Origin of the sequence: Caulobacter sp. NIBR2454 (genome assembly GCF_027474405.1) — a bacterium.
Classification (GTDB): Bacteria; Pseudomonadota; Alphaproteobacteria; order Caulobacterales; family Caulobacteraceae; genus Caulobacter.
The window spans coordinates 2,694,109-2,706,696 of the sequence record NZ_CP114871.1; the positions used below are offsets into that span (position 1 = coordinate 2,694,109).

The 12,588-nt window shown below is 67.6% G+C and carries 10 protein-coding genes; 8 read left to right on the forward strand and 2 right to left on the reverse strand.

Features of this window, described 5'->3' with window-relative positions:
* The first annotated feature begins 7 nt into the window (after positions 1-7).
* The 3 genes from O5K31_RS13110 to O5K31_RS13120 are packed head-to-tail and all read left to right on the forward strand — an operon-like array spanning position 8 to position 4,015.
* Positions 8-1,033 carry a glycosyltransferase gene (locus tag O5K31_RS13110; protein WP_269714048.1) on the forward strand — a complete coding sequence of 342 codons (1,026 nt, stop codon included), beginning with the start codon at positions 8-10 and terminating at the stop codon, positions 1,031-1,033.
* Positions 1,033-2,778, forward strand: coding sequence for an asparagine synthase (glutamine-hydrolyzing) (gene asnB / locus O5K31_RS13115; RefSeq protein WP_269714049.1), 1,746 nt, complete (start codon positions 1,033-1,035; stop codon positions 2,776-2,778). The genes O5K31_RS13110 and asnB overlap by 1 nt, the downstream gene beginning before the upstream one ends.
* 13 nt (positions 2,779-2,791) lie before the next feature.
* Positions 2,792-4,015 carry a PQQ-dependent sugar dehydrogenase gene (locus O5K31_RS13120; protein ID WP_269714050.1) on the forward strand — a complete coding sequence of 408 codons (1,224 nt, stop codon included), beginning with the start codon at positions 2,792-2,794 and terminating at the stop codon, positions 4,013-4,015.
* A gap of 147 nt (positions 4,016-4,162) precedes the next feature.
* Here O5K31_RS13120 and O5K31_RS13125 read toward each other — a convergent pair whose 3' ends face one another.
* The gene (locus tag O5K31_RS13125) at positions 4,163-7,591 is read right to left on the reverse strand and encodes an indolepyruvate ferredoxin oxidoreductase family protein (RefSeq protein WP_269714051.1); all 3,429 of its coding nucleotides are present in this window, start codon (positions 7,589-7,591) and stop codon (positions 4,163-4,165) included.
* Positions 7,592-7,734: 143 nt separating this feature from the next.
* Between O5K31_RS13125 and O5K31_RS13130 the strand changes: the two genes are divergently transcribed.
* The 4 genes from O5K31_RS13130 to O5K31_RS13145 all read left to right on the forward strand — a co-directional run bounded on the left by O5K31_RS13130 (position 7,735) and on the right by O5K31_RS13145 (position 9,636).
* Positions 7,735-8,232: an Lrp/AsnC family transcriptional regulator gene (locus O5K31_RS13130; RefSeq protein ID WP_269714053.1), complete on the forward strand. Its 498-nt coding sequence runs from the start codon at positions 7,735-7,737 to the stop codon at positions 8,230-8,232.
* Positions 8,233-8,236: 4 nt separating this feature from the next.
* Entirely contained in the window at positions 8,237-8,443 is a 207-nt protein-coding gene (locus O5K31_RS13135) for a DUF1737 domain-containing protein (protein ID WP_269714054.1), read from the forward strand.
* Positions 8,444-8,501: 58 nt separating this feature from the next.
* Entirely contained in the window at positions 8,502-9,398 is an 897-nt protein-coding gene (locus tag O5K31_RS13140; RefSeq protein WP_269714055.1) for a pirin family protein, read from the forward strand.
* Between the two features lie 85 nt (positions 9,399-9,483).
* Entirely contained in the window at positions 9,484-9,636 is a 153-nt protein-coding gene (locus O5K31_RS13145; protein WP_269714056.1) for a hypothetical protein, read from the forward strand.
* Here the strand turns inward: O5K31_RS13145 and pgsA are convergent, their stop codons facing one another.
* Positions 9,637-10,260, reverse strand: coding sequence for a CDP-diacylglycerol--glycerol-3-phosphate 3-phosphatidyltransferase (gene pgsA, locus O5K31_RS13150; protein WP_269714057.1), 624 nt, complete (start codon positions 10,258-10,260; stop codon positions 9,637-9,639). It lies immediately after the preceding gene.
* 164 nt (positions 10,261-10,424) lie between these two features.
* Here pgsA and O5K31_RS13155 point away from each other — a divergent pair, with 164 nt between their 5' ends.
* Positions 10,425-12,587: a DUF6311 domain-containing protein gene (locus tag O5K31_RS13155; RefSeq protein ID WP_269714058.1), complete on the forward strand. Its 2,163-nt coding sequence runs from the start codon at positions 10,425-10,427 to the stop codon at positions 12,585-12,587.
* The last annotated feature ends 1 nt before the right edge of the window (position 12,588 follow it).

The following is a 12,588-nucleotide window of genomic DNA, read 5'->3' on the forward strand; positions in this document are numbered from 1 at the left end:
GCCGCCGATGAGCGCCCTGCATCTTCTGGGTTCGGCCGCCGATGGCGGTGCGGAGACCTATTTCCTCAGCCTGGTGGGGGCCCTGCGCCGCGCGGGGCTGAGCGAGGCGGCTCTGATTCGCCCTCACGCCCACCGTCAGGCGGTGCTGGAGGAGATGGGCGTCTCGGTCAAAACCCTGGATTTCGGCGGTCCGCTGGACCTGTTCAGCAAGCCCAAGGCCGCCGCCTTCGCCCGCCAGCAGAACGCGCGGGTGCTGATCGCCTGGATGAACCGGGCGGCGCGGCATACGCCCAAGGGGCCGTGGGCGCGGATCGGGCGGTTGGGCGGCTATTACAAGCTGAAATACTACAAGGGCTTCGACGCCTTGGTGGGCAACACGCCCGACATCGTGCGTTGGGCGATCGGCCAGGGCTGGCCCGCCGACCGCATCCGCTGCATCCCCAACTACGCGGCGGCCGGGGTCGGCAAGCCGCTGGACCGAGCGCAGTTCGATACGCCGCAGGGCGTGCCCCTGCTGCTGGGCATGGGCCGGCTGCATACGTCCAAGGCCCACGACGTCAGCCTCAAGGCCCTGGCGCAGATTCCGGACGCCCATCTGTGGATCGCCGGGACCGGGCCGCTGGAGACACAGCTGAAGGCCCTGGCCGACGCTTTGGGCGTCTCGGACAGGGTGCGGTTCCTGGGCTGGCGCAACGATGCCCCGGCTCTTTACCGCACGGCGGACCTTTGCCTTTTCCCGTCGCGCTACGAGCCGCTGGGCAATGTGGTGATCCAGAGCTGGGCGCATGGCCTGCCCATCGTGGCCGCCGACGCGCGCGGCCCGGCGGACCTGATCCGCACAGAGGAGGACGGCCTGCTGGTGCCCATGGACGATCCGGACGCCCTGGCCGAGGCGGCCAAGCGCATCCTGGGCGATCCGGTGCTGCGGGCCGGCATGGTCGCCGCCGGCAAGCACCGGGTGAAGGACGATTTCAGCGAGGCCTCCGTGGTCGAGCAGTGGCGGACCCTGTTCGCCGAGCTGGAAGCCCGCTGATGTGCGGCATAGCCGGGGTGCTGGGGGATGAGGCCTCCGCCGCGCCCCTCATCACGACGCTGGCCCATCGCGGCCCAAACGGCATCCGCACCGAGGACGGCCCGGGCTGGTCAGTGGGTCACGCGCGGCTGTCGATCATCGACCTGGAGGGCGGCTGGCAGCCCCTGCACGCGGCCGGCGGCACGGTGATCGGCAATGGCGAGATCTACAACTATGTCGAGCTGACCAAGGAATTCGGCCTGGCTGACCGGCTGGCGACGGGGTCGGACTTCGAGCCTCTGCTGCACCTTTATGCTCAGGAAGGGCCGAAGGCTTTCGAGCGGCTGCGCGGGATGTACGCCTTCTGCCTGATCGGTGGGGATGGACGGACCTGGCTGGTGCGGGACCGGTTCGGGATCAAGCCGCTTTACTACACGGCCGGTCCCGACGGCGTGCGGTTCGCGTCCGAGCCGCGGGCCCTGGCGCGCGGGCCGATGGCGGTGGAGCGGGCGCAGGAGCTGCTGGCGCTGAACTACACCCTGGGCGAGGACACGATCTTCGCGGGGGTGAAGCGGCTGGCGCCGGGGCAAGTGGTTGAGGTCAGGAACTGCGCGATCCGATCCTCCCCTCTTGGGGGAGGGGGACCGCGAAGCGGTGGAGGGGGCGCCGCGAAGTCAGCAAGCCTCTTCCGTCCCTTTCGGACACCTCCCCCAGAGGGGGAGGATCAGTTGCTGCGAGCCCTCGACGCCGTGCTCGAAGACAGCGTCATGGTCCATCAGCGGTCGGACGTGCCGTATGGGCTGTTCCTGTCGGGCGGGATCGACTCTACGGCCATCGCGACGCTGATGAGCCGGCTGAATGAGCGGCCGGTGACCGCCTTCACCTGCGGGTTCGATGTGGCGCAGGCGCGGGACGAGCGGGCGCAGGCGGAAAAGGTGGCGCGGGCGCTGAACCTGGACTGGCGCGAGACTACGTTCACCGAAGAAGACTTCTGGCGGCTGGCCCCTCAAGCCGCGTGGGCGCTGGACGATCCGACCAGCGACTACGCCATCCTGCCGACCCTGAAACTGGCCGAAGCGGCCAAAGGAACCCTGACCGTGGTGCTGAGCGGTGAAGGCGGCGACGAGCTGTTCGCCGGCTATGGCCGCTATCGCCGGGCGCTGCGTCCGGGCTGGCTGGGCGGGCGAGCCGCCGAGCCGCAGGTGGATGCGCCGATGCTGGCCGACGGCGGCGCCGGAGCCCTGTCGCGCTGGCGGGCGACGACGGCTGGGATCGAGGGAAACCTACTGAAGCGGTCGCAAGGCGCGGACATTGCCACCTGGCTGCCCAATGACCTGCTGCTGAAGCTTGACCGCTGCCTGATGGCCGTAGGGCTGGAAGGGCGCACGCCGTTCCTGGACCCGCAGGTCGCCGCCTTCGCCTCCGCCTTGCCCGACCGGATGAAGGTGCGGGGCCGATACGGCAAATGGATCCTGCGCAAATGGCTGGAGCGCGCCTGCCCCGCCGCCGATCCGTGGGGCAAGAAGAAGGGCTTCACGGTCCCGGTCGCCGCCTGGATCGCGCCCCGCGCCGCCGACATCGGCCCGCGCCTGGCGCAACTGAAGGCCGTGCGCGAGGTTTGTGACCTGGACGCGGTCCGCGCGACGTTCAGCGACGAAGCCCAAGCCGTCCAACGCTGGCCCTTGCTGTTCTTCGGGCTCTGGTCCCTCATCCATCTTGAGGGGGCCAAGCCCAACGAAGCCCTGAAAACCCTGCTCGACGACTAGGAGGAATTCCCCCATGCGCCTGATCGCTCTTCTGGCCGCCACGACCCTGCTGACCGCCTGTGGCGGCGCGGGTGAAACCACCACCGCCAACGCCGCCGCGCCCAAGGGCCCGCCGGTCCAGACCGGTCCCGCCAACACCAACTTCAAGCCCGCCTTCGAGGGCCAGACCCGCGCGCCTGAGGTGAAGTCCAACGTCGCCCTGAAGGTCGAGGTCGTCACCGACGGCCTGACCAACCCGTGGGGCCTGGCCTTCATGCCGGACGGCCGAATGCTGGTGACCGAAAAGCCCGGCCGCCTGATCATTGTCAGCCGCGACGGGACCAAGAGCGCGCCGATCACCGGCCTGCCGCCAGTCAGCGCGGTGCGTCAGGGCGGCCTGCTGCACGTGGCCATCGATCCGGCCTTCTCGACCAACCGCCTGATCTACTGGACCTATGCCGAGCCGCGCGAGGGCGGCAACGGCACGGCCGCCGCCCGCGGACGCCTGAGCGAGGACGGGACCAAGGTCGAGAACGTCCAGGTCATCTTCCGCCAGACCCCGACCGTGAAGTCGGACCTGCACTTTGGCAGCCGCCTGGCCTTCTCGCCCGACGGCAAGCTGTTCATCGCCCTGGGCGAGCGGTCGATCATGGAAGGCCGGATGCAGTCCCAGCGTCTGGACGGGACCCTCGGCAAGGTGGTGCGTATCAACGCCGACGGCTCGATCCCCGCCGACAATCCGTTCGTGAACACCGCCGGCGCCCGGCCGGAAATCTGGGCGATCGGTCTGCGCAACGTCCAGGGCGCGGCGATCCACCCCACGACGGGCGAGTTTTGGACTGTCGAGCACGGCCCACGCGGCGGCGACGAGCTGAACATCCCGCGCAAGGGCAAGGACTACGGCTGGCCGACCATCAGCTATGGCATCGAATATTCCGGCGGCCCGATCGGCGAGAGCCAGAGCCAGAAGGCCGGGATGGAGCAGCCGCTCTACTACTGGGATCCCGTCATCGCGCCGGGCGGCATGACCTTCTACACGGGCGAGATGTTCCCGGCCTGGAAGGGCAACGTGTTCATCGGCGGCCTGGCTTCCAGCGCGCTGGTGCGCCTGGTCATGGACGGTGAAAAGGTGGTGGGCGAAGAGCGCCTGCTGACCGAAGAGGACAGCCGCATCCGCGACGTGGTCCAGGGCCCGGACGGGGCGCTGTACCTGCTGACCGACGACCGCGGGCAAGTGCTGCGGGTTTCGAAGAAGTAGAGGGCCAGCGTCCAACTCGCCTCTCCCCGCGAGCGGGGAGAGGATAAAGGTGAGGGGTCCGGCGGCGCCGTCGGCAAGGGGGTTGCAAGCTGATGCTCGGCAGCCCCCTCACCCACCCCTCTCCCCCTGAGGGGGAGAGGCGAAGGTTCAGGCGGTCTTCCCCTCGACCTCCCAGCGCGCCCAGAGGGGCGCGGCTTCGGCCAGGGCTTTTTCGACCGAGGCGTCCTTGATGTGGCCGAAACCGCGGATCATCTGCGGGATGACCACGATGCGGCTGGCCAGGGTCAGGTTATCGTTGGACAGACCGGCGGCCAGACGGTCGACGCCCGCGAGGTAGTCGTCGCGCAGCTTGCGCTCCATCTTGCGCTCGGCGGTGTAGCCGAAGATGTCCAGCGGCGTGCCGCGCAGCCCCTTCAGCTTGGCCATGTTCGGGAAGGCGGCCGACAGCATCCAGCCGCCGAACGCCATCTTCTTGGGCTTGCCGTCGTCGCCCTTGCGGGCCAGCAGCGGCGGAGCCAGCCACAGCTTTTTCTTGCCGCCCTTGAAGGTCTGGCCGAGCGTGGCGGCGAAGCGGCCGTCGGTATAGAGGCGAGCGACCTCGTACTCGTCCTTGTAGGCCATCAGCTTGTAGAGATTGATAGCCACGCCACGGGTGACGGCTTCGGAGCCGAACGGCGCCTCGGCGGCGGCGATCTTCTCGACGGCCTTCAGGTAGCGTGAGGCGTAGGCCTCGTTCTGATAGGCCTTCAGGTCCTCGGCGCGCTTTGCGATCAACTCCTGCAGGGGCATGGATTCCGGCAGGACGGCTTCCGGCTCGCGGCGCTTGCGGAAGTTGGGGTCGTGGGCGGCCTTGCGGCCGACCTCAAAGGCCTGAAGATTGGCCTCGGCGTCGACGCCGTTCAGCTTGATCGCGCGATAGACGGCGCGGCTGGACAGCGGGATCAGGCCCTTCTGCCAAGCAAAGCCCAGCATGATCATGTTGGCGTAGATGGCGTCGCCGAACTCGGCCTCGGCCAGATGCTGCGCCGGGCATGCGTCGAACACCTTGGACGCCGCCGCGATGCGGCGGGTCATGGCCCCGCTGTCGAACAGCACGTCACGGCTGGTCACGAAGTCCGCCGTGGGGGCGAAGTCCGAATTGCCCAGCGCGTGGGTGCGGTCCTTGGCATAGAGGGACAGGGCCTCGGGGCTGGCGGCCACCAGCACGTCGCAGGCGATCAGCACGTCGGCGCTGGCCGCCGGCACGCGGCCGCCGACCACGGTGTCTTCCGTCTCGCCGATCTTGACGTGGGAGAAGACCGAACCGCCCTTTTGCGCCAGACCCGTCATGTCGACCACGCTGGCGGCGCGGCCGTCCACGTGGGCGGCCATGGCCAGGATCGAAGCGACCGTGGTCACGCCCGTGCCGCCGATGCCGGTGAACAGGATCTTGCGGACCCCGACCAACGGCTGAAATTCCGGCAGCGGGGTGGAGTCGGCGGTCAGGGCCGGCATGCCCTTGGCCTTGGCGCTTTCGGCCCCGGTCAGGGTCACGAAGGACGGGCAGAAGCCCTCCAGGCACGAATAGTCGGCGTTGCAGCTGGACTGGTTGATCTTGCGCTTGCGGCCGTACTCGGTGGCCAATGGCTCAACCGAGACGCAGTTGGACTTCTTGGAGCAGTCGCCGCAGCCCTCGCAGACCAGCGGGTTGATGAAGACCTTCTGTTCGGCCTTGGCCATGGAGCCCCGCTTGCGCCGGCGGCGCTTTTCGGTGGCGCAGGTCTGGTCATAGAGCAGGACGGTGACGCCCTTCTCCTCGCGCAGCTCGCGTTGCACGGCCATCAGTTCGGCGCGCGGGCGAACGACCACGCCGGGGGCCAGGTCGTTGACGCCTTCGTAGCGCTCCAGGTCATCGACGACGATGACCGTCTTGGTCACGCCCTCGGCGGCCAGCTGGCGGGTGATCTGGGCGGGGGTGAAGCCGCTTTCGGCCCGCTGCCCCCCGGTCATGGCCACGGCGTCATTGAACAGCAGCTTGTAGGTGATGTTCACGCCGCTCGCGATCGCGCCGCGAATGGCGAGCGAGCCGGAGTGGTTGTAGGTGCCGTCGCCCAGGTTCTGGAAGACGTGCGGCTCGCTGGTGAAAGGCGCCGCGCCGACCCAGGTCAGGCCCTCGCCGCCCATGTGGGTGTTGAGGTCGGTGTTGGGGTCGTTGAAGGCCGCCATGTAGTGACAGCCGATGCCGGCCAGGGCGCGCGAGCCCTCGGGCAGCTTGGTCGAGGTGTTATGCGGGCAGCCCGAGCAGAAGAAGGGCTTGCGCTGCTGGTCCGAGGCCAGGGACACGGCGGCGACGCCGGCGGCGGAGACGCGGTCCATATAGGCGCGGGCGCGGTCCATGTGCGGGCCGGGCGGCAGGCGGTCGGCGATCGCCATGGCGATTTCGGCCACCGACAGCGAACCCAGCTCCGATAGCAGGGGCAGGCCGCGTTCGTCGGTCTTGCCGATGATCTTGGGCCGGGCGTGGTCGGGCATGTCGTACAGCGCGGCGCGGGCCTGAGGCTCGATCATGGCGCGCTTGTGCTCGATGACCATCATGGTCTCGAGCCCGCCGGCGAAGGCGCGGATGCCCGTCTGCTCCAGCGGCCAGGGCATGCCGACCTTGTAGACGGCCACGCCCAGGGCGGCGGCCTCCTCCAGGGTGATGTTCATGGCCTGGAAGGCTTCGAGCACATCCTTGTAGGCCTGGCCGGTGCAAACGATGCCAAAGCGCGGGCGGGCGGCGTTGACCACCACGCGGTCGATCTTGTTGGCTCGGGCGAAGGCCATGGCCGCGGGGAGCTTGTGGAGCCGCATGCGCCGCTCCTTCTCCATGGGCTGGTCCTTGGTGCGGATGCCCAAGCCGCCGGGCGGGGTGGCGAAGTTTTCCGGAATGACGATGCGGTGGCGGTCCAGGGACACGTCGATGGTCACGCCGGAGTCCATGGTGTCGGCCAGGGCGATCATCCCGACCCACAGGCCCGAGAACCGCGACATGGCGATGCCCATCAGACCGTAGTCGAGGACCTCCTGCACGTCGGCGGGCGACAGCACCGGGATCTCGAAGTCCATGAAGGCGAAGTCGGACTGCGACGGCAGGGTCGAGGACTTGCAGTTGTGGTCGTCGCCGGCCACGGCCAGCACCCCGCCCTTGGGGAAGACCCCGGCGAAGTTGGCGTGCTTGAAGACGTCGCCGGTACGGTCGACGCCGGGCGCCTTGCCGTACCACATGCTGAAGACGCCATCATACAGCGCGCCCGGGAACAGGTTGGCCTGCTGGCTGCCCCACACGGCGGTGGCGGCCAGATCCTCGTTGACGCCTTCCTTGAAGGTGACCTTGGCGGCGTCGAGGAATTTCTTCGCGCGGCCAGCTTGCTGATCGAGGCCGCCCAGGGGCGAGCCGCGATAGCCGGAAACAAAGCCCGCGGTGTTCAGTCCGGCCTTCTCGTCGAGGCGACGCTGATCGAGCATCACACGGATGAGCGCCTGCACGCCTGTAACGAATGCGCGGCCATCCTGGAGCAGATATTTGTCGTCGAGCGTCACTTCAGCGTGCCGCATTGAAATATCTTTCCTTCCCAGTTTTCTTTTTGTATCTGCACGATCATACAACCGTGGGGGAATTGCTTGCCAAAGCCATGCCCATCACACGGCCTTTAAAGGCAAGAAGAACGCCCGAATGGGGCGAATTGGGGGAGTAAATTTTGCCCGAAGCGCTTGATGCCGTTGACGCCAAAATTCTAGACCTGATCCAGCACGACGCCGCGCTGTCGGTGGCCGAGATCGCCGAGCGGGTCGGCCTGTCGTCCAGCCCGTGCTGGCGCCGGATCAAACGCCTCGAAGACGCGGGCATCGTCCAGCGCCGGGTGACCATCCTGGATCGCGAACGCCTCGGCCTGAATTTCGAGGTCTACTGCACGATCAAGCTGTCCCTGCCGAGCAAGGACAACCTCGATTCCTTCGACGCCGCCGTCCAGAAGTGGCCCGAAGTGGTCCAGTGCGCCACCGTGACCGGAGCCGCCGACTACGAGCTGCGGATCGTCACCCGCGACATGCACGCCTTCGATGAGTTCATGCGCGAGAAGATCCTGTCCCTGGGCCTGGTGTCGAACATCGAGAGCCGGATCGTCATCCGCCCGGTGAAGAACTCGACCGCCGTGCCGCTGGGCCTGGTCAGCCCGTACATCAGCCCGCACAGCTGAGGCGATGAAGGCCTACCGTTACCTGACCGGCCCCGATGACTCGGCGTTCTGCCATCGGGTCACGGACATGCTGAACAAGGGCTGGGCGCTGCACGGCTCGCCCACCCTGACCTTCGACCCTGTGCAGGGGCGGGTCATCTGCGGCCAGGCGATCACCAAGGACGTGGACGGAGTGGACTATTCCCCGGAGATGAAGCTCTCCGAGCTCTAGCGTCCAAGACACGTCGCAAAAACCCAATATCATGGAGGCCTAGTCTGGAGGGCCTCCCATGATCGAACTCATCATCGACCAGCGCCGCAAGGATCTCGGCGGCTTCGAGGTCGGGCGCGTGCTGCCCTATGCGCCGCGCCGCATGGTCGGGCCGTTCATCTTCTTCGACCACATGGGGCCCGCCGCCTTTGAGCCGGGCTTTGGCCGCGAGGTGGACGTGCGTCCGCATCCGCATATCGGGCTATCGACCCTGTCCTATCTGTTCGACGGCGAGATGACCCATCGCGACAGCGTGGGCTCGGAGATCGCCATCCGCCCGGGCGAGGTCAACTGGATGACCGCGGGTTCTGGCATCACCCATTCCGAGCGGTTCGAGACCCTGCGCCGCGACGGCGGCAAGATGGACGGCATCCAGACCTGGCTGGCCCTGCCCACCGACAAGGAAGAGGTCGATCCGGCCTTTTCGCACCACGCGGGCGATACCGAACTGCCCTTCTATTCGGCCAACGGGCTGAGCGCGCGGCTGGTGGCCGGCGAGGCGTTCGGGGCCAAGGCCAGCGTGCCGGTGTTCTCGCCCCTGTTCTATGTTCACTGGGAGATGGCCGCCGGGACGAAGGCCGGCCTGCCCGCAGAGTATCCCGAGCGGGCCGCCTATGTGGCCAGGGGCCGGGTCGATATCGCCGGCCAGGATGTCCACGCCGGCCAGATGGCGGTGTTCGCGCCCGGCGAGACCATCACCTTCACGGCCATCGAACCGTCCACCGTCATGCTGCTGGGCGGCGAGCCGGTGGGCCAGCGCTTCATCGAATGGAACTTCGTCTCGTCGTCCAAGGACCGCATCGAGCAGGCCAAGGCCGACTGGCGCGAGGGGCGCATGAAGCTGCCCGACCTGGACCACGACGAGTTCATCCCCCTGCCCGGCGATCCGACGCCGCCCGCCAACCCCATGTCCTGAGGGCCGGCGAGCTGTGCTGAACATCGCGCTTGCCGACTCCAAAGTTGCAAGTCATTCTCAATATCGACTTGAGAAGGAGATGGCGATGGTCCTTCGAGCGGTAGGCGCGGCGGCGCTGGCGAAACTGATGAAGGCCGACCGGGAGACCGATCTGGACAGCGAATGGCTGCTGTTCGGACCGACCGATCCCGAGGTCGTGGATGAACCCGAGATCCCCCTGCTGCTGGCGGCGGAGTAGCTACTTCGCGATCAGGGCCTTGTGGGCGGCGTTCCAATACTGGACGCCGGTGATGATGGTGACGATGGTCGCCAGCCACAGCAGGCCGTGGGCGATCAGGATCACCGGGTTCAGGATCGCCGGATCGGCCGGCAGATCAAAGCCCGGCCAGGCCATGACCAGCATCTCGGCCGCCAGGGCGGTGAGCTGCAGGGTGGTCTTCCACTTTGCCAGCAGGGTCACCGGCAACTTGACGCCCTTGCCAGCCGAGATCTCGCGCAGGGCGCTGACGGTGAATTCCCGGAACAGGATGAGGCCGATGGGCAGGACGATCGTCGGCTGACCACCCAGGCCCAGCAGGCCAAGCGCCGCGCCGCAGACCAGCACCTTGTCGGCGATGGGGTCGAGGATCGCGCCCCAGACGCTCTCGGCGTTCATCTTACGGGCGAGCCATCCGTCGAAAAAGTCCGTCACGGCCGCCACGACGAAGGCGTAGAGCGACCAACGCAGCAGAGCGAACTGCATCTCCGGCGTCAGTTGATCCGACACGCCCGGCACGCCCCCGGCCGCCGCGGTCAGGGCGGCGAACATGAACAGGCAAAGGATAAGGCGGGCGCCGGTGAGGATGTTCGGGAGCGACTTCATGAGTCCCCTTATGGCTCAGAACCGTGACATCAACCTATAGCGTTCGAAGCGTCAAAGGGCTGCTTTCGTCGCAGGCCGCGCTTCGCAAGCATCCGCAGGTACAGCAACTACTGTTCAACGACGCGAAGAATGCTATGGCCGTCGCGCCACCTAAGGATTGATCGATGACGACCAACGCAACCGAGCAGCGCAACATCCTCATCGCGGTCCTCGCCTGCGTCGCGGCAGGCGTGGTGCTGTTCGGCTACATGTTCGGGTTCGACTTCATGATGGCCGGCGCGGCCTTCTGGAAGAACCCCGTGAACGACATGTCGGCCATGACCGCCGGCTTCGAAGCGTTCATTCGTGACCCCTGGACGTTCCCCATCACGATCACTCACAGGTTGGGCGAGAGCACGCCCATCACCTATACCGACAGCATTCCGTGGCTGTCGGTGCTGCTGAAGGCGCTGCACCTGGGCGGGGTTTTCAACCCGCTGGGCCTGTTCCTGCTGATCAGCTACGTGCTGCAGCCGATCGCCATCGGCGCGGTGCTGAGGAGCCTCGGCGCCCGCAATCCCACGACCTATCTGATCGCCGGCCTGCTGGCCCTGGCCTTCCCTGCGTGGATCGCCCGCCAGTTCGGGCATATCGCCCTGTGCGGCCACTTCGTCCTGATCTTCGGGCTGGCCCTTTCCATCAGCTCGGCGCGCATGGGCCTGACCACCCGCCGCGCCGTCCTGTTCGGCGCCCTGGCGGTATTGGCGACGGGCATTCACGCCTATCACCTGCTTCCGGTCGGCCTGCTGTTCGGCGCGGCCCTGACAGCCGAACTGGTCCAGAAGGGCAAGAGCGCGCTCCTCAGGGTCCTGCTGAGCGGGGCGGCGGTGCTGCTGTCGGTGATCCTCAGCGCCTGGGTGCTCGGCTACATGGAGGGCGCGGGCGACTCCGGCGGGGTCGGCTCGATCGGCTTCTATTCCATGAACATCCTGGGGCCGGTCTATCCCCAGGCCTCGGCACTGGCCGGACAGGTGTGGAATGGCGGCTGGTTCACGGGCGTGATGGACCCCAACGGCGGACAGCAGTTCGAGGGATTCCAGTATCTGGGCGGCGGCATCCTGGCCGCCATCGCGCTGGGCCTGGGCCTCACCCTGTGGGGCTGGCGAGATCCGGCCACGCGGCCAGACAAGGCGCAACTAGCTCGGTTCGCGCCGCTGGTCGCCGCCTGCATCATCCTCAGCGTCTGGGCGGTCGGGCCGAAGGGCTATCTGATCACCCACCTGCTGTTCGACGTCCCTGTCGGCGACGGAGCGTTCGTCCAACTGCTGAGCTATTTCCGCTGCCACGGCCGCCTGTTCTGGGTGGTCGGCTATCTTCTGCTGGCCGCGTCCATGGTCGGGATCGAGCGCGGGGCGCCACGCCGGGCGCTGCCTGTCCTTGGCCTCGGCCTACTCGCCTTGCAAGCGTTCGACACCAGCCCGCTGCGGCAGGGGGTGCGCACGATCTACGCCCAGCCCGGCGCCTACTACTATCCCAAGGACATGATGAGCGCCGCCGTCGTGCAGGGCCGTCCCTGGATCTTCGAGCCGGAGTACTTCTGCGCCAACGACACCATGGACCGCCTCGCGATCGCGCAGCTGACGCTTGCGGCGGTCCGGGCCGGGGGCACCTCGAACACGGTCGCCACGGCGCGCAACACGGGCGAGGACTGCTCCATCCCGTCCGATCTCTTGAAGACGGCCGCGCCTAACGATCCGCGCATCCTCGTCGTGCTCGACAAGGGCCGAACTTCGGGCGGACGGTTCGCCGCGGTCGCCGCCCGCACCGACTGCCACCGGTTCGTGCGCGGTTTTATCTGCGGCGCCGGCCTGACCGGCCTGCCGGGCCTGGCCCCGGTGAGCCGCGCGGAGATGGTCGGTCCGCGCATCGCCTCCGAAACCCTGGTGCCCTTCAATGTCGCCGCGAAGTCGCCCCTGCTGGCCTCGGGCTGGTCGATGCCTGAACCGCAGGGCGTATGGTCCGACGGCGCGTCTGGAGTGATCGAGATCCCGGCGGCGATGCTACCGACCGGTCCCCTGGCTCTGGAAGTGACCGCCCTGGCCTTCGGCCTTCCGCCGAAAGGCGATCAGAAGGTGCCGGTGTTCATCAACGATGTCCCGCTGGGCGTCCGGCAGATCGAGGTCAGCGGCTGGCGCCCCTACCTGATCTACGTGCCGGAGCAGGCCCGGCGATCGGCTGGGCCGCTGCGGCTTCGCTTCGATTTCCCGGAGGCGGGCTCCCCGCCTGGGGATCCGCGCAAGCTCGCCATGGCCGTGCAGTCGCTCAGGATTCTGGCGCTGGCCGAATAGG